The sequence below is a fragment of the Paenibacillus macerans genome (assembly GCF_900454495.1).
GTDB lineage: Bacteria > Bacillota > Bacilli > Paenibacillales > Paenibacillaceae > Fontibacillus > Fontibacillus macerans.
Genome location: NZ_UGSI01000001.1, coordinates 621,481 through 638,769 on the forward strand (window position 1 = coordinate 621,481; position 17,289 = coordinate 638,769).

The window sequence follows — 17,289 nt, forward strand, 5'->3', positions numbered from 1 at the left end:
TGGAGACATCCCACCGAAGTAAAGGAGTTTAAGGCCATATGGCGGTGCTGGAAGTGCATGGACTATCCAAAATATATGAAGGCAAAATCGCCACCAAAGCGCTGGACGGCGTCACCTTCCGGATCGATAAGGGGGAATTTGTCGGCATTATGGGGCCGTCGGGCAGCGGCAAAACGACGCTGCTGAACGTCATCTCCACCATCGACGAGCCGACCTCGGGAGAAGTGATCTTGAACGGGCAGGATCCGCACCGGCTGAACAAGGAGCAGACGGCTTTGTTCCGGCGGCGCGAGCTCGGGTTCATTTTTCAACATTTCAACCTGCTCGACACGCTGACGGCGGAGGAAAACATCGTCCTGCCCTTAACGCTGGACGGGGCGCCCGTCCCGGAAATGAAGGCGAAGGCGCGGGAAATGGCGCGCCGGCTCGGCATCGAAGGCGTTCTAAGCAAGCGTACCTATGAAATGTCGGGCGGGCAAATGCAGCGGACGGCGATTGCCCGCGCGCTGATCCATGAGCCGTCGCTGATTTTGGCCGACGAGCCGACGGGCAATCTCGACTCCAAAGCGTCGCGGGACGTGATGGAGGCGTTCGCCGCCATGAACGGGTCGTACGAAGCGACGATCATGATGGTCACGCATGACGCGCTGGCGGCAAGCTACTGTCACCGGGTTATTTTTATCAAAGACGGCAAGCTGTATAACGAGATCTACCGCGGGGACAACCGTCAGGCTTTTTTCCAGAAAATCATCGACATGCTGTCGCTGCTGGGAGGGGACAGCCATGACCTTTCGTCAATTCGCCTTTAACAACGTGCTCCGCAACAAACGGACGTATGCCGCTTATTTCCTGAGCAGCTCGTTTTCCGTGATGATCTTTTTCGTCTGCGCGCTGTTTCTGTTTCATCCCGGCCTGCGCGGGCAGGTCGTGTACAGCTCGGCGCTGCTCGTGCTCGCTGCGGCGGAAGTGGTCATGTATGTGTTCGCTTTTTTCTTTGTGATCTATTCCGTGGGCTCGTTCCTGCGTTCCCGTAAACGGGATTTCGGGATCATGCTGCTGCATGGAATGACGGAAAGGCAGCTTCGCAAGCTCGTATTTCTGGAAAATATGCTGATCGGCGCAAGCTCGATACTGTGCGGGATCGGCGTAGGGCTGCTGACGGCCAAGCTGTTTTTGCTGGCCGGCTCCGAGCTGCTGGGCGTATCTCCGCTGCCGTTTCACGTTCCCTGGCCCAGCCTGCTGCTGACGGTCGCCGCGTTTTTGCTCTTGTTTCTGCTGATCTCGCTCTGCACGACGCTGCTGCTCGGCTCCCATCGGCTGATCGAGCTGTTTCAGGCCGGGATGAAGCCGGCGGGGCCGCCGCAGACGTCGGCCGCCTTATCGCTGCTCGCGGCCGGGCTGCTTGGCGGCGCATATGCGCTGGCGGCGACGGCGACGGCCTCGAGCGTGCTGGTCCGCATGCTTCCGGTAACGGCGATGACGATCGTGGGAACGTATTTTTTCTATACGCAGCTCAGCGTCTTTTTGATCAGGGCGGCGCAAAAACGGCTGCGTTTTTATTGGAAAAAAACGAATATGGTCACGGTGTCGAGCCTGGCCTACCGGATGAAGGAAAACGCGCGGATGTTTTTTCTCGTCACCATCATCGCGACGATGGCGTTTTGCGCGGTAGGAACTTTTGCCTCGATCAACCGGCTGGCGGACGGGTTTGCGGCGGATTATCCGGCCGATATCGGGTATGTCGCCAAGGCGGGAAGCAGCGTGGAGGAGAACCATCTGCGGCGGATTCGCGGCGAATTGGACGCCAAAGGGGTGGCGTATCGTACGGAAAGTTTGCCGATTTTTTATGCCAAAGTCGTATCTTCGACATCCGATTTTCCCGTAGCGTGGATGCCGCTGATTTCGTTTTCCGGTTATAAACGGGCCGTGACGGCGGCGGGGATCGCTTTTGACGAGAAGGAGCCCGCGGACGGGGAAGCGCTGGTGCTGCTCGGCTCGGAGCGGGAATTTCGCCTGCTGGAGCAGCGAAAACCGGCCGGCTATGTGTTTGCCGGAGGGGCGGCGGGCACCCGGGTCCGGGAAAGCGGACTGACGCGGCATGTGGCGATTCCGGAATCTTTGATCGAGCGGGCGGGGAACGATCTGGAGGGCTCCTTTTCCGGCCTGGTCGTAAGCGACGGACTGCTGAAGCGTCTGGAGGCGGCGGCGAAGGATGGGGAGCGGCGGGTCGACCGATTTACCGGCTTCTATGTTGATAAAGTGGAATCGACGCTCGGCGTAGCGGCGGAGTTGACGGATCACGGAAGAATGCGCTACGACATGGATAAGCCCTATGCCTTGACGGTAAGCGGCACGTTATACGAGGTGCAGCGGACAACGTACCGGGCGCTGCTGCTGTTTGCCCTGCTGGTCGGTACGGTGTTTTTCATCGCGGCGGGAAGCTTCCTTTATTTCCGGCTGTACAGCGATCTGGAGTATGACCGGCGGCAGTATGGGGCGCTGGCGAAGCTGGGGCTGACGGAAAAAGAATTGGCCGGCATCGTCACCAGACAGGTGGGCCTGTTGTTTTTCGTGCCGATCGCGCTGGCGATCGTGCACAGCTTATTCGCGTTCAAGGCGATGCAGAGCTTGTTCAGCTTTTCCGTGGCCTGGCAGACGGTTGCGGTTTTGGCCAGCTTTTTGCTTGCGCAAGCCGCCTATTTTCTGCTGATTCGGGCCCGTTATTTGCGCAATGTGAAAAAAGCGATTCGATAAAACGGTTTGGAGGTACGACGTGGAAAATAATTGGATTACGGATTTTATGGAGCAGTATGGGTATTTCGGTATTTTTCTGCTCATCGCCCTGGAAAATGTATTTCCGCCGATTCCATCGGAAGTGATTTTGACGTTCGGCGGATTTATGACCACTTACACCAGCCTGACTCCGGCCGGTGTCATCCTCGCCTCCACCTTGGGTTCGATCTTGGGGGCGGTGATCCTGTACGGGATCGGCTTGCTGGTTAACGTGGACCGGCTGGAAGGCTGGGTTGAACGCTACGGGCGTTTTCTCCGCCTCAAAAAGGAGGACATCCGCAGAGCGGACGCCTGGTTTGACCGCTACGGCTACTGGACGGTGCTGTTCTGCCGCATGATCCCGCTGATCCGCAGCCTGATTTCCGTGCCGGCGGGGATGGCCAAAATGAAGTTCGGACTGTTCCTGCTGTTTACAACGGTCGGCACGTTGATTTGGAACGTAACCCTCGTATTGGTCGGTGCGGCGGTGGGAGGCAACTGGGGAAAAATCGTCGCGTTTATGGACGTTTATTCCCATATCGCCTACGGAGTGATTGCCGCCGCCGCGGCGGCCGTGCTGGTATTTTGGCTGCGCAAAAGAAGGGGCGGCGGCGCTCGCCGGACGCCGGAGAAGTCGGCGGACTGATGGACGAAATCATAGGCGGAATGGTAGAATGGACGAATGGTAGAATGACGGATGGGATGATTGACTAGCAAAGGAGAAGTTGAAATGATTGATTTTTTGCATCTGATCAAAGCAATTATTCTGGGGATGGTGGAAGGACTTACGGAATTTGCCCCCGTCTCGTCGACAGGGCATATGATCATTGTGGACGATATGTGGCTGCGAACCGAACAACTGCTGGGTTCCAAATACGTAGCCAACACGTTTAAAGTTGTGGTCCAGCTCGGCTCGATTTTGGCCGTGGTAGTCGTGTTCTGGAACCGGTTTATGGAACTGCTCGGACTGTCCCGTTTTATGGGAAAGAAAGGGAGCGCTTCGGCGTGGTCTGACGAGATGATCGTGGCGGAGGACGGGTCGTATCGGCCTCGGCAGCTTAAACATGGCGGCGGATCGCGGCTCAAGCTAACCCAGGTCATTGTCGGGCTGATTCCGGCCGGCGTATTGGGCGTCCTGCTTGAGGATTTTATCGATGAGCATCTGTTCTCGACAGCTACGGTATTGATCGGTTTGGTGGTTGGAGCCTTGCTCATGATTGCGGCCGACCGGTTTGCGCCGAAGGGGGCCAAGGTGGAAACCGTCGACCAAATCACTTACAAGCAGGCGTTTGCGATCGGCCTCTTCCAATGCTTGTCGATTTGGCCGGGCTTCTCCCGTTCGGGATCGACGATTTCCGGCGGGGTGCTGCTGGGCTTAAGCCACAAGGCGGCCGCCGATTTCACCTTCATCATGGCAGTGCCGATTATGGCCGGAGCCAGCGCTCTTTCGCTGGTCAAGAACCTGCAATATTTTACGCCGGATGTACTGCCCTTTTTCATCGCCGGGTTTATAAGCGCATTTGTGTTCGCTTTGCTGTCGATTCGCTTTTTCCTGAAGCTGATCAACCGCGTCAAGCTGGTGCCGTTTGCGGTGTACCGGATTTTGCTGGCGATCGTAATCTATTTCGCGTTTTTCTTCTAAGCCGGCCGGATCCGGATTCAAGCCTTGTGTTAAGGCAACTGCCGCGGCTTATAAAAGCAACAGTAAAGCGCCCTGGTTTTTGGGCGTTTTTTGTTTTTTTGCGCGCTCTTTTTCATGTGAGCTTCGCTGAAGATGGTATAATACGGATAGGTTAACTGGATCCGAATTACCAGGTGGTCCGGAGGATAACTTAGGCTTGCCAAGGAGTTTACATGGAACAGAAATCGCTTATTTTGCTCGGGAAACGGCAGCTGAAATGGATCACAAATGAGCTGCCCTGTTAACCATATTGTCTTGCGATGCGGCCAAAGGTGTTTTAAAGCTTCTTCCGGGGGAAAAAGATAAAGTATTAGTTACCGGTATGGGGACCATGGGGCTATTAAGCGTTTATTTTTTGAAGCAATATATGAGAGTTAAGCAAGTGGATGTTTTAGAGCCTAATTCCTCAAGAGGCGCTTTAGCCAAAATATAGTGCAAAAGTGCAGTTGTTTGGCTTGATATCGGTAAAAAATTAGTAGATTTGTTGTGAATGAGCTGCATTTTTGCACTTCATCAGTCTAGGCAGGGGATTTTGGTCGAATCCAACTTCACTTTCCCCACGCATTTCGCGCGATTTCGGGGGGAGCACGCATGACAGGATATTCAGAAAGTACCGAGAATATAGTTATTCAGAAAACCATTGATGGAGGGTGATCCAAGGATGAATGCCGTTGGACCAAGCTTTGGTATGTTCGAGATTCTACCTGTATTGATGCTGCTGGTATACATTGTAGTTGTTTGTTTAGGGATTTATGCCCTTGTCTTGTTTATCAAGCTCGCCCGCCGGGGAATCGAGGCCTTGGATATTTACCTGTACGAAAAGCGGGGAAGGTAATCGCCGTTGAAATCGAGAACGGAGGAGGGGCCGCCCAATGGATATCCGCATAACGGAAATTCTCCCCGAACAAAAAGAACTTTTTCTAAACCTTTATAACCTCTATTTGTACGATTTATCCGCATTTACGGGCGAGGACCCGGCGGAAGACGGAAGATTCGATACGTCGAACAATGACCTGTATTTGGAGCGAAACGAATTGTTCCCTTACTTTATATACTGTTCCGGCAAAGTAGCGGGTTTTGTCCTTGTCTGTTCGCCTCCGTTTGTTCCGGATGAGGTCGATTATGCGGTGCAGGAGTTGTTTTTGCTGAAAAAATACCGGGGCCGGCAGATCGCGCAAACGGCGGTGGCGGAAGTCATGGGGCGGTTGACGGGACGGGTGAGGGTAGAGCAGCTTAAGAACAATGCAGCAGCCGCAGCGTTCTGGCGGAGTTTCTACAAGCAGCATTCGATCGTTTATACGGAAACCTCCGAAAGCGTGGAAATCGAGGGTTTGCCCGGGGTTCACGAAATGCTGGCGCAGACGTTTGCGTTGAGTCCAAACTTCCTCAAATAGAGTATAATTATGGGGAACGTGTTGCGTCCGTTCAAATCAAAGTGAAGCCAGACGGAGTTGAATATGAACCTGCCAAATCAAGCAATCAGTCTTAGTTTATACGATCAAAAATACCTCGAGGCGCTAGAACGCTTTGAGCTTCCCGAAAATCAGGCCGGTTTCACCGCTTTGCCTTCCGGGGCGTTGGAAATGTCCGTGAACGATCCGGACCGTTACCCGATAGTTATATTGGCCGATGGGAGGGTGCCGGCCGGATTTTTCGTGCTGCATCGAAACTCGGAGTTCGTCCCCCTGGTCGGGAATCCGCGGGCCCTGCTGCTGCGCGCGCTATCGGTCGATTTCAAGCACCAGGGAAAAGGCTACGCCAAAGCGGCAATGCTGCGGCTGCCTTCGTTTGTGCGGAAGCATTTTCCGGAAGCGGATGAGATCGTGCTGGCCGTCAACCATCAAAATTACGCCGCACAGAAGCTGTATGCCGGGGCGGGCTTTGAAGATCGCGGCTTAACCAAGATGGGCCCCAAAGGCCTGCAGCATATTTATCATTTCCGGGTGAGGTGAGCGGACACTTGAAAATATACCCTTTCGGAATCGAAGCGGGGAAAACGGTTGCTGCGTTTGAAAGCCAAAATTTGATCATGTCTAAAATCTTGAGTCAAATACAAATGGAGGCCCATACAAATTGATTACATATCGGGAAATTAGGGAAGAGGATGCCGAGCGGCATTTGAATTTATGTTTGAAGCTGGATCAGGAAACGAAATTTATGCTGTTGGAACCGGGAGAACGCAAAACGACCGCGGAGACGCATCAAGAACGGATTCGTTCGATTACCGAATCGCCCAATTCCACGATCATCGTGGCTGAAGCTAATGGGGAGTTGGTCGGCTATCTGGCGGTAAATGGCGGGGGCGCCAACAAGATAAAGCATCTCGGCCACATCGTAATCGGCATTTTGAAGGACTACACCGGGAAAGGCGTCGGAACGGCCCTTTTTCAAGCCGCCGAGGCTTGGCGGACTCGTTCCGGTTCCGGCATCACGAAGTTTGAACTTACGGTCATGGTGCCGAATGAATCGGCCATCGCGCTGTACAAAAAGGTGGGTTTTGAAATCGAAGGGACGAAAAAAAATTCCATTCGGATGGACGGAAACTACGTCGACGAGTATTATATGGGCAAGACGTTTTAGTTCATTCCCCGGAAGGAGGCTCTCATGATTCAATGTCCGTGGTGCGGAGAGCGGGTGGTACTGATTGGCGATGTTTGCCCTGAGTGCAAGCATGAGGTGCTGCCTGAGCATTTGGAAGGTCGGGAAAACGCTGCTGACAAAACGCCGGTTGACGCCGGCGGCGATATGGAGTATTTCGATCTGGAGACAGTGCTGGAAAATCGCTTTAAATGCGTAAAATGCGGCAGCCGGGAAGGTTCGGTTAAGGAAGTGACCATGAGCGGCACCGGGATTAGCAAAATCATGGACATCAATTATAACCACTATCTGTTTGTCTCTTGTTTGAATTGCGGCTACGTGGAAATCTATAATCCGGATGTGCTTAGCGGGCATACATCGGGCAAGTTCTCAACGATCCTGGATCTTTTGTTTGGCCGCTAAAGCTTGGTTAACAAAACAATTGAAAAAGCTTGCTTGCGGGAACCAGGCTGCCCGAGAAACGCTGGCGAGAAAAGATAAGGGCAAAAAAGGGCGTTATTCCGGCGATATCTGTGAATTGTAGAGAAATAGAGGAAATTTATGCCGCTATTTCCCACGTCACAAGAAAATGCCCGCGCTCTGCACCATTTTTGGAAAAATAAGGACAAAAAATGCCGCTAATAGGATGAACATGCCTGGCTACGGCGAATAAGCACAAAAAATGCCGCTATTTTGAAGGCCCAGCGGCCAACGGTTCGTCCATCCCGTATCCGGCTGTCGAGCAACCGATTTCTAAGCGGGGTCATAAATTCGAGGAAAGTTGGCCTGTTATGAAACGAACGGATGTCGTGTACCTGCTGATCACAAACGAGGCGAAGACGCAGGTTTTAATGGTGAAAAACGAAAATGAAGCCTGGACGTTGCCGGGAGGCGCGGTGGAAGCGGGCGAAACGCTCCAGACGGCGGCGATCCGCGAAGCGAAGGAAGAAACCGGGCTGGATGTCGACGTGTTTGGCGTTGTCGCCGTCAATGAATTCGTGCATACGGAAAAAATGGAGCACGTCGTACTGCTGACCTTCCGCGCCGAAATCAAAGGCGGCAGACCGGAGATTACCCGGCCCGAGGAGATCCTGGACATCGCCTGGGTGGACGTGAAGCGAGCCGATAAGCTGATGCCTTATTATCCGGAAGGAATCAGCTCCATTGTCGCCAAAGGCGTGGAGGTTGCTTATTTTGATGAAGGAGAAATTTAAGCAGCCCCGATATAAGAAAAAAGGCCTGCCGGGATGATAAGCCGTCACCGGGAGGCCTTTTTCGATCTAGTGCTCCAATGAAGTTGTTTTGCGCCGGCCGGCGCGCAGCCCGATGACTAGGAACAGCAGCGCGATCAGCAGCGGATACAGCATCGCCCAGCCGGTGAACGGAAAAACGGCGGCCGTGGCGATAAAGGAAATCCAGCTGATGATAACGCCGGCGCGGTTGCCTTTTAGCAGCTTGATGCCGGCCGCGCACCCGCCCATATACGTCAAAATGAACGTGGCGTTCGGGAACTGGATCAGCGTAGCCAAAGAGAGCGCCCCGCCGCCGTACAGCAGGATCACCACCGCAAAGCAGAAGGCGAGGAACAGCAGCGCGCCAACCGGCGTGTGAAACCGGGGGGAAAGGCCGCTCCACCATTTGGGCGCTTTTCCTTCCCGCGCCATGGCGTAAGCGACTCGGGCGGCGGCGCCGGTGTACGCGATAATGCCGGCCATGCAGATGAACAGCCCGGTCACCCCGGCGACGATTCCGCCCCAAGCGCCAAGCGGCTGGCTGATGATCCACACCATCGAAGAATCCGAACCGCTTTTTAAATAGCTTTGCGTCCCGACGGTGGCCAGCGCGGACAGGAAGTACAGGATGCCCACGATGATCGCGGCGGCGGTCACGCCTTTAATCGCCGCTTTTTGCGGATCTTTAAATTCTTCGGACATATGCGATACCGCTTCCCAGCCGATAAAGCACCAGAACAGCATGGACGCCGCTTGACCGACACTAAGCCAGCCATGCGGCAAAAACGGCGTAAAGTGGGCGCTCTCCATCCGCGGCAATGCCGCCGCAAAGGAAAAAACCAGCACGGCGGCGATCGCGATCACGACGGCGATTTGGATTTTGCCGGCAAGCTGCATGCCGATCCAGTTCGTGAACAGCCCGATTGCCAGCATAGCCGCGGCTACGGCGATTTTGGCCCCTTCGCCCCAGCCCAGCGCGGCCGTCAGATAGCCGGCCCCCGTCAGAGCGGCCACGGGCGCCCCGATCGGCACCGACATCAGAAAAAACCACCCGACCAGCGTCCCGGCCCGCTCGCCGTAAGCGAGCTTAACGAAGTGGGAGACGCCGCCGGCGTTCGGATATTTGGCGGACAGCAAGCCCATGGACAAAGCCATCGGCAGAATCAGCAAGATCATAAAGCCCCAAGCGAGCAAGGAGGCCGGGCCGGCCAGTTCGGCCGCCAGGCCGGGAACGATCAGCACGCCCGAGCCCAGCACGGCTCCGATATAAAGGGCGATGGCCTGCGGCAGGCCGATCCCCCGTTGTAGTTTGGTTGAGTCTTCTTTCATTCGAGTTATCCTGCTTTCCTTGTGTTTTTTTCTAGCGTATCAGATAATCTATTCATAGGAAAAACAGAATTATTGAATATTATCCATTCGATTTTTCGATGGTTCGATAGAAGGAGGCCGTTATCTATGGAATCCCGCCATTTATTCACGTTTTTGGTCGTGGTGGAAACCGGCAGCTTTACCCGCGCCGCGCAGAAGCTGGATTACGCGCAGTCCAGCATCACGGCGCAAATTCAGGCGCTGGAGTCCGAACTGGGACTGCCTTTGTTCGACCGGATCGGCAAAAAAATCATGCTGACCGATGCCGGACGCCGGCTGCTGCCGTATGCGCAGGAGATCGCCAAAATTCATTCCATGGCCAAGGATGCCCTGCATGCGGAAGCGGAGGTGTCCGGTTCCCTGAAAATCGGCGCCCCCGAATCGCTGGCCGCTTTTCGCTTGCCGGAGATTATTCGCGATTTCCGCCTCCGGTATCCGGAGGTGCAGATCATTTTGCAGCCGGGACAATGCTTGGAATTAAGGGAGCGGGTGCGCTCGGGGGAATTGGACGTGGCTTTTCTGCTGCAGCCGGAGGTGGAGGACCGGGACCTGCATATCGAGACGCTCGTTCAGGAGCCGATGGCGCTGGTGGCTCCGGCCGATCATCCTCTGCAAACGAAGAAGGAGGTCCAGCCTGCGGACCTGAAAGATCAAACGATTTTGCATACCGAAAGCGGCTGCTCCTACCGGACGTTGTTTGAACATTATTTGAACAGCCACGGCGTTTTTCCCGACCCGAACCTCGAATTTTGGAGTATCGAAGCGATCAAGCAGTGCGTCATTTCGGGCCTTGGTTTATCGTTCCTGCCGCTGATTGCCGTCCGCACCGAGCTGCGCGAGGGCAAGCTGGTCAAGTTAAACTGGGACGACGTATCGCAGCGCGTGGCCACACAGCTTGCCTATCATCAGAAAAAGTGGAGATCCCCGGCGCTCGCGGAGTTTTTGGAGTTAATCCAGAATTACGCGAAGCGGTGGCGGAGCGAGGAAGAGACGGACGCGAAGACGGAAAAAAGAGGCGCATAACCTTTAAGGCCAGACGCCGTACCTCAAAAAGGAAACGTCTAACTTGAGGCGATAACATACTTTTGCTGTAATTCGCAAATACTTCCAGTGATCTTAAGTCGGATGCTGGAGGGAGTTATTATGGCAAAGACGGGCGAAGCCAAGGCAGGCTTAACGACCTTTCATTTAACGATGATGGCGCTGGGAACGGTGGTCGGAGGTTCCTTTTTCCTCGGTTCGGGGGTAGGCATTAAAGCGGCGGGGCCTGCGATCCTGCTTGCTTATCTCATTGGCGGCGTGTTGGTATACATCATCTTGTACGCTTTATCGGAAATGACGGTGGCCGATCCGGTTTCCGGCTCTTTCCGGACGTATGCCGAAAGGAGTTATGGAGCGGGGGCCGGGTTCGTCACCGGTTGGGTGTACTGGATCGGCTTGATCTTTGCGATGTCCAGCGAATCGATCGCGGCTTCGACGTTTCTGCGGGTGTGGTTCCCCAACCTTTCGCCGGGGGTTGCCGGGACGGTGATCATTGTTGGCGTTACGCTGCTCAATTTATTGGGCGCCCAACATTTAAGCAAGCTGGAAAGCAGCCTTGCGGCGGTCAAGCTGATCGCCATCGCCGGGTTTATCGCGATCGGCCTGGCGATTATAGCGGGCCTGATGCCCGGCGCTCCCGCCGTCGGGGCCGGCGAGCTGCGCTCCGAACCGTGGCTGCCCGGAGGAATCGCGGGCATTGCCGGCAGCATGCTCACGGTCGTTCTCACCTATGCCGGCTTTGAGGTGATCGGGCTGGCCGCTTCGGAGGTGCGCAATCCCCGGAAAACAATTCCCCGCGCGATTAATTTGACCTTAATCAGCCTGATCGGCCTTTACGTCGGAGCGATTGCGGTCATTTTGCCGCTGTTTCCGAGCCGGGGAATCATCGCGGACGAAAGCCCGCTCGTGCTCTCCCTAACCCGTTGGGGGATGGGGTGGGCCGGCACGCTGATGAACATCGTCATGATCACCGCCATTTTGTCCACGATGCTGGCAGCGATGTTCGGACTGGGCCGGATGATCCGTTCTCTGGCGGGGGAAGGGCATGCTCCAAATTGGCTAAAAGATGAAACGGATGTTCCTTACCGGGGAATTCTTTTTTCGGGCGCGGCCATGTTGGCCGGCTTGGGTCTCGGCTACCTGCTGCCGCAGCAGGTCTATCTGTTCCTGCTCAGCCTCGGGGGATTTTCGCTCCTGTTTTCCTATTTCATGATCCTTGCTGCCCATTATAAGTGGCGCAGGCGCACCCCCTGCTCCCCGGAAGCCGCCTGTCAGCTCCCGGGTTTTCCTTATACCTCCTGGCTGGGGCTGACCGCCTTGGTTGCGATCATCGCCAGCATGCCTTTTATTCCGGGACAGGGGACCGGCTTGATCATCGGCCTCATTCTGGTTGCTTTGCTGGCGGGAACGTACTACTTGAAAACATGGATTGCCGGCCGGCGAGCCCCGGGCATGGGGCAATATTCCGGCAACGCCCCGGGACGAAAAGGCCGAGTTGGCATGCCGCTGGCGCAAATGGAAGCCGCCGAAGAAGTCGCCAACTCGGATCGGCCCTCCCGAAAGGGTCCGGATGAACCAAAGTAACACCTTTCCAAGCCGGAGGTTCTTCGTTAGTAACAATTTCATAGAACAACACAGCTGCAGATGATATAGTAAAAGTCGTACTATCGTTTGCAGCTTTTTTTGCGGCGGATATTGACGGCAAAGCCCGCGTACATACGGAAAGTGAGGAGGATTTCCAATGGATTCGATAAGTCTGCAAACGTTGGTATGGTTGTTTATCGTCGCTTTTGTCATTCATGATTTGGAAGAAATCATTTGGGTGGAACCATGGATGAAAAAAAACGCGCGCCGGGTGGCGCCTGCCCTGCCGCTCCGCATGAGGCCGGCGTTCGAAAAGATGTCGCGGTTGACCAGCAGCCAATTTGCCGTGGCGGTCCTCATGGAGTTCATCATCTTTATTCCCTTTACGTACATAGCAGCGGAGAAAGGCCGCTTTTTCATGTTTTTGGCGTTTAACACCCTGTTCTTTTTGCATGTGTTTACGCATCTCGGACAGTCGCTTTACTTGAGGAAGTACACACCGGGCGTCGTGACCGCGGTATTGGTCGTTCTTCCCTATACCGTATATCTGTTTTCCCGGCTGCTCGGCGAAAAATGGGTCACTTGGGGAGAGATTTTGTTCAGCGTCCCCGTCGGGTTCATCCTGGCCCCCTGCGTCCTGCTTGGGCATGAGTTAGGGAGAAGGATCGTGAAATAGAAGAAGTCCATAAGAAGTCCATAAGGAGGCCTTTTGAAAAATGCAGGATATCTTCAAACAGATTCCCTTATACCGGTTTTTAATGTACTGTCAGGAGACGGAGATGCCCAGGCGGATATTGGATTGCGGGGCCGGCGGCGATATGCCGCCTTTAAGTTTGTTCCGGTCCTATGGTTACACGACTTACGGTATAGACGCTGACCCGAAGCAATGCGAAATTGCCGGCGATTACGCCAAACAAAGAGGGCTGGAGTTGAACATCCGCCAGGGGGATATGAGACGGTTGGAATTTGCCGATGATTCGATGGGGTTCGTTTACTCCTATAACACGATATTTCATATGCGTAAAAAGGATGTCGAACAAGCTTTGAAGGAAATGAAGCGTGTGCTGATGCCCGGGGGCCTTATGTTCGTTAACTTTCTCACCACGAATGATTTCCGCTGCGGTCAAGGTCCTCATCTGGGAAATCATGAATATGAGCAATTTGACGATGACTTGCCGGTGATTCATTCCTATTACGATCCGCAGGAACCCGACAGTTTGTTCGCCGGTATGGAAATCTTATACAAAGAGGACAGGGTGCTTGAGCGCATTTATGAAGGGGAAAAAATCAGGCAGGGCTTCGTGGATTACATTGTTAAAATGCCTAATTGATTTCATCGGATTGGGGTAGCGTTTACCGTAGGCGGCAGTGTATCATAGTTTTGTAAACATAGGTTAAGGCGTAAGGAGCAACGACCCGGCTGGAGATAGGCTTATCTGTCGGCTGGGTCAAGTTATTTACAGAGAAAGGATTGAAGCAGATGGAGGCATTGCAGATCCGTCCGGCACGGCTAAATGATATCGACGGAATTCGCGAGGTTGCGGTCGAAACCTGGAACAGCACTTATGAAACGATTTATCCGGAGCATTTTATCGCCACATTCCTGAATCACGCCTATTCGAAAAGCAGCCTGGAGCACAGCATCACCCGGGATGAAGCGGACCCGGCCCGAAAGTTTTTGGTCGCTGAGCTGGCTGGGGAAATTGTCGGATTCGGACAATTGAGCGATCCCGTGAACGGGGAAAGCGAGCTGACCCGATTGTATATTTTGAAAGAACATCAAAGGAAAGGAATCGGCAAGGCGCTGCTAGGCGAATTGATCCGTCTCAATGCGTCCCTGAAGGAGATATTTGCTTGGTGCGAACGGGAAAACGGAATCGGCACTTTATTTTATAAATCAAACGGGTTTGCATTTACCGAAGAGAGCGAAAAAGTGGAATTCGGCTACCGCATGACGCTGGCCAAATACGTGAAGAAAATTTAACCCGCCGGCGCGAGGCGGGCCGACCAGAAAGGAAGCGATGGGCGATGGCGGATCATGTACCGCAGCCGTTGTGGCTGGAGTGGGCGAAGCAGATCCAGGCGATTAGCCAGGCGGGCTTGGCTTATTCCAAAGATAAGTACGACCTTGAGCGCTTTGAAATGCTGCGAGACCTCAGCGTGGACATCATGAACCGCTACACCGAGGTGGAGACGGAGAAGATCCGGTCGCTGTTTGCCGCTGAAACCGGGTATGCGACCCCAAAGGTGGACGTCCGCGGCGTCGTGTTTCAGGACGATCGGATTCTGCTCGTTAAGGAGCGGATCGACGGGGCGTGGGCTCTGCCCGGCGGCTGGGCCGACATCGGACTGTCGCCGAAAGAGGTCGCCGTCAAAGAGGTGAAGGAAGAGTCGGGGCTGGATGTCGTGCCGGTCCGCTTGATGGCCGTGTTGGACAAAAAATTCCATCAGCATCCCCCGGAGCCTTGGCATGTATATAAGATGTTTATTTTATGCGAGCAGGTCGGAGGCCGGGCGGAAGCCGGGATGGAGACGCTGCAGGTCGGCTTTTTCGGGGAGGACGAACTGCCGCCGTTATCAACGGAAAGAAACACCTTGGAGCAGATTGGGCGCCTGTTTGCTTTGCGCCATCAGCCGAACGAGGTTTGGTTCGATTAGATTTGCGGATAAGAACCTTGGAAAGGGTGGCGAGGGATGGCCAAACGGAAAACGATGCTTTTTCTCATCTTGTCGCAGATCGTATATGTGTTGTTTATGGCCGTTTGGCTCGTCGTGCTGGGCATTTCCGCGTTTCTGTCCGATTCGCCCGGCTCGGCTGGCGACAGGGGAATGAGGAGCTTTTTATATTACCTTGAGGCTTATCCCGGCGGGCTGCTGCTTGCCCTTATATTAAGCTGGTATTTTTTCGCCAAAGGCAAATGGAAGCGCTCGGTATGGTGGAATATGCTCCCCCTGCTGTGGGTGGTCCCTTATATTGGAATTATGATCTATGCCCAGTTTGCTTAATGTTCGGGAGGAAAGAAGGTTTGGAGTATGCCGCATATTCACGGAAACCGGATCACGTTAAGGGAGTACCGGATGGAGGATCTGCCTTATATCCGGCAATGGGTGAACGATGAGGAAATTACCGGCACGCTGAGCGGTATTTTTACGTTTCCGCATACGCTTCACGAAACCGAGTCTTTTCTGAAAATGACGATGGAAGGGAAAACCGGGAGCAAAGGTTTTGTCATTGCGGAAAAAGATACGCTGGAGTACATCGGTCAAATCGATCTGCATAAAATCGACTGGCAAAACCGTTCGGCCGTGCTTGGCATCGTTATCGGACGCAAGGAGCTGCTGGGACAAGGGTATGGCCGGGAAGCGATCGAGCTGATGAAACGGTTCGTGTTCGAACGGCTGAACTTAAACCGGCTGGAGCTGGAGGTTCTTGATTTTAACGAACGGGCTTACCGTTGTTATCTCGGCTGCGGCTTTAAAGAAGAAGGACGGCTGAGGCAAAAAGAGTTCAAAAACGGAAAATACAGCGATTTGATCATCATGAGCGTGCTGGTGGAGGAATTCCGGTAATAGCCGCTCCATGGAAGAATGACGAAACGGTAACCCCGGATCGTCATTCTTTTTTTTAGCCGAAAAATGGGCTTAACCTAGAAATCAGCTTCATGACGGTCGGCCGCCGGAAAGACCGGTTAGCACGGCCTTCAAATTAGCGACATTTTATGTACTTATTATCCGGAGCCCTGGCATGTACATTTCATTAGCGGCATTTTATGTGCTTATTTTCCTATACATGGTCCAGAACACGGACATTTCCTTGCGACGAGGGAAAATAGATACATAAATTGCCGCTATTTCACTCAAATGAATGGATTTCGCCGGAATAACGACATTTTTGGTTCTTATTTTTTTGGGGCTGATTTGGAGCCGAAAAATGAGACCCCCAATACGAAATCTGAAGCCTTACCCTCGCCCTCATCCCCGTTTACAATAAATACAGGGAATTGGAAGTGCTTACATAACTAGCTTTTGAACAGCATGGAGGTCAGAGGAATGGATATAGAACAGATGACGGAACAGATGGCGGAACCGGCGGCCGCTCCGGAAAGAAACAAGCCGCCATCGGTATGGGGCAAACGGTGGGGGCGCCTGTACGCGCAAAGGCATATTCAAATCATGGCGCTGCTGGGCGTCGCCTGGATGATCGTCTTCAACTACGTGCCGATGTACGGCATTATCATCGCTTTTAAGGAGTACAACATCGTGAGGTCGGTCGCCGAGGCGCCGTGGGTGGGCTTTGACCATTTTAAGGAGTTTTTTCAGGACGACAATTTCGTTAATGTGATGAAAAATACGCTGGGCATCAGCCTGATCAAGCTGATCGTCGGTTTTCCGCTGCCGATCATCTTCGCGTTGTTTCTGAACGAGATGCGTTCGGTCCGGTTCAAAAAGGCGGTGCAAACGATCTCGTATCTGCCGCACTTTCTGTCCTGGGTCGTCCTCGGCGGGATATTGACCACCTGGCTGTCGGACGTCGGGATTATCAACGATCTTTTGCTGGCTTTGCACTTGATTCAAGAGCCGATTTCGTATCTGGCCGAGCCGAGTTATTTCTGGGGCATCGTCGTCGCTTCGGATGTCTGGAAGGAGCTGGGCTGGTCCGCCATCATTTATTTGGCCGCGATCACGAGCATATCGCCGGAAATGTACGAGGCGGCCACGATCGACGGGGCCGGGAGATTTCAGAAAATGTGGTATATTACCCTGCCTTCCATCAAGGCGACGATTTCGATTTTGTTCATTCTTGCGGTGGGCGGCGTGCTGAACTCCAACTTCGATCAAATCCTGGTGCTGCGCAACGCGCTGAACGAAAGCGCCAGCAACGTCATCGACATCTACGTTTACCAAACCGGGATGTTGTCCGGGCGTTATTCCTATTCGACGGCGGTGGGGCTGTTCAAATCGGTGATCGCGCTCATCCTGCTGCTGCTGGCCAACCGGGTGACGAAGAAGCTGAACGACACGTCCCTGTTTTAG

20 protein-coding genes and 1 pseudogene are annotated in these 17,289 nt (G+C 53.9%); 20 read left to right on the forward strand and 1 reads right to left on the reverse strand.

Going from position 1 to position 17,289, the window contains the following annotated elements:
- Positions 1-38 precede the first annotated feature (38 nt).
- From DYE26_RS02895 to DYE26_RS02940, 11 genes and pseudogenes are all read left to right on the forward strand, one after another.
- Positions 39-809 (forward strand): ABC transporter ATP-binding protein, encoded by a 771-nt coding sequence (locus DYE26_RS02895; RefSeq protein ID WP_036622055.1) that lies wholly within the window; start codon positions 39-41, stop codon positions 807-809.
- Positions 784-2,754, forward strand: a complete 1,971-nt coding sequence (locus DYE26_RS02900; RefSeq protein WP_036622057.1) for an ABC transporter permease — start codon at positions 784-786, stop codon at positions 2,752-2,754. Before DYE26_RS02895 ends, DYE26_RS02900 begins: the two co-directional genes overlap by 26 nt.
- 46 nt (positions 2,755-2,800) lie before the next feature.
- Positions 2,801-3,418: a DedA family protein gene (locus tag DYE26_RS02905; protein ID WP_036627974.1), complete on the forward strand. Its 618-nt coding sequence runs from the start codon at positions 2,801-2,803 to the stop codon at positions 3,416-3,418.
- A gap of 84 nt (positions 3,419-3,502) precedes the next feature.
- Positions 3,503-4,414 (forward strand): undecaprenyl-diphosphate phosphatase, encoded by a 912-nt coding sequence (locus DYE26_RS02910; protein WP_155620375.1) that lies wholly within the window; start codon positions 3,503-3,505, stop codon positions 4,412-4,414.
- Positions 4,415-4,691: 277 nt separating this feature from the next.
- Positions 4,692-4,880, forward strand: a pseudogene (locus DYE26_RS34000) (alcohol dehydrogenase); the annotation flags it as partial.
- A gap of 234 nt (positions 4,881-5,114) precedes the next feature.
- Positions 5,115-5,288: a hypothetical protein gene (locus DYE26_RS33260; protein ID WP_155620374.1), complete on the forward strand. Its 174-nt coding sequence runs from the start codon at positions 5,115-5,117 to the stop codon at positions 5,286-5,288.
- A gap of 37 nt (positions 5,289-5,325) precedes the next feature.
- A complete protein-coding gene (locus DYE26_RS02920) occupies positions 5,326-5,847 on the forward strand; it encodes a GNAT family N-acetyltransferase (protein WP_036622059.1) in 522 nt (173 codons plus the stop codon).
- Between the two features lie 63 nt (positions 5,848-5,910).
- Positions 5,911-6,405 carry a GNAT family N-acetyltransferase gene (locus DYE26_RS02925; protein WP_036622061.1) on the forward strand — a complete coding sequence of 165 codons (495 nt, stop codon included), beginning with the start codon at positions 5,911-5,913 and terminating at the stop codon, positions 6,403-6,405.
- A gap of 121 nt (positions 6,406-6,526) precedes the next feature.
- Positions 6,527-7,033 (forward strand): GNAT family N-acetyltransferase, encoded by a 507-nt coding sequence (locus tag DYE26_RS02930; RefSeq protein WP_036622063.1) that lies wholly within the window; start codon positions 6,527-6,529, stop codon positions 7,031-7,033.
- Positions 7,034-7,057: 24 nt separating this feature from the next.
- Complete coding sequence (locus tag DYE26_RS34655; protein ID WP_082207740.1) at positions 7,058-7,453, forward strand: zinc ribbon domain-containing protein; 396 nt, start codon at positions 7,058-7,060, stop codon at positions 7,451-7,453.
- A 368-nt stretch (positions 7,454-7,821) separates the two neighbouring features.
- Positions 7,822-8,244, forward strand: a complete 423-nt coding sequence (locus DYE26_RS02940) for an NUDIX hydrolase (protein WP_036622065.1) — start codon at positions 7,822-7,824, stop codon at positions 8,242-8,244.
- A 66-nt stretch (positions 8,245-8,310) separates the two neighbouring features.
- Here the strand turns inward: DYE26_RS02940 and DYE26_RS02945 are convergent, their stop codons facing one another.
- A complete protein-coding gene (locus DYE26_RS02945) occupies positions 8,311-9,591 on the reverse strand; it encodes an APC family permease (RefSeq protein WP_036622068.1) in 1,281 nt (426 codons plus the stop codon).
- A 126-nt stretch (positions 9,592-9,717) separates the two neighbouring features.
- Between DYE26_RS02945 and DYE26_RS02950 the strand changes: the two genes are divergently transcribed.
- The 9 genes from DYE26_RS02950 to DYE26_RS02990 all read left to right on the forward strand — a co-directional run bounded on the left by DYE26_RS02950 (position 9,718) and on the right by DYE26_RS02990 (position 17,289).
- Positions 9,718-10,653 carry a LysR family transcriptional regulator gene (locus tag DYE26_RS02950; protein WP_036622069.1) on the forward strand — a complete coding sequence of 312 codons (936 nt, stop codon included), beginning with the start codon at positions 9,718-9,720 and terminating at the stop codon, positions 10,651-10,653.
- Positions 10,654-10,773: 120 nt separating this feature from the next.
- Positions 10,774-12,255, forward strand: a complete 1,482-nt coding sequence (locus tag DYE26_RS02955) for an amino acid permease (protein WP_036622071.1) — start codon at positions 10,774-10,776, stop codon at positions 12,253-12,255.
- 157 nt (positions 12,256-12,412) lie between these two features.
- Positions 12,413-12,931: an HXXEE domain-containing protein gene (locus DYE26_RS02960; RefSeq protein ID WP_036622073.1), complete on the forward strand. Its 519-nt coding sequence runs from the start codon at positions 12,413-12,415 to the stop codon at positions 12,929-12,931.
- Positions 12,932-12,971: 40 nt separating this feature from the next.
- Positions 12,972-13,586: a class I SAM-dependent methyltransferase gene (locus tag DYE26_RS02965; protein WP_036622075.1), complete on the forward strand. Its 615-nt coding sequence runs from the start codon at positions 12,972-12,974 to the stop codon at positions 13,584-13,586.
- 149 nt (positions 13,587-13,735) lie between these two features.
- A complete protein-coding gene (locus DYE26_RS02970; protein WP_036622077.1) occupies positions 13,736-14,239 on the forward strand; it encodes a GNAT family N-acetyltransferase in 504 nt (167 codons plus the stop codon).
- Between the two features lie 44 nt (positions 14,240-14,283).
- The gene (locus DYE26_RS02975) at positions 14,284-14,913 is read left to right on the forward strand and encodes an NUDIX hydrolase (protein ID WP_036622079.1); all 630 of its coding nucleotides are present in this window, start codon (positions 14,284-14,286) and stop codon (positions 14,911-14,913) included.
- A gap of 36 nt (positions 14,914-14,949) precedes the next feature.
- Positions 14,950-15,261, forward strand: coding sequence for a hypothetical protein (locus DYE26_RS02980; protein ID WP_036622080.1), 312 nt, complete (start codon positions 14,950-14,952; stop codon positions 15,259-15,261).
- Between the two features lie 27 nt (positions 15,262-15,288).
- Positions 15,289-15,825 carry a GNAT family N-acetyltransferase gene (locus DYE26_RS02985; protein WP_036622081.1) on the forward strand — a complete coding sequence of 179 codons (537 nt, stop codon included), beginning with the start codon at positions 15,289-15,291 and terminating at the stop codon, positions 15,823-15,825.
- 507 nt (positions 15,826-16,332) lie between these two features.
- Positions 16,333-17,289, forward strand: a complete 957-nt coding sequence (locus tag DYE26_RS02990) for an ABC transporter permease (protein WP_051985848.1) — start codon at positions 16,333-16,335, stop codon at positions 17,287-17,289.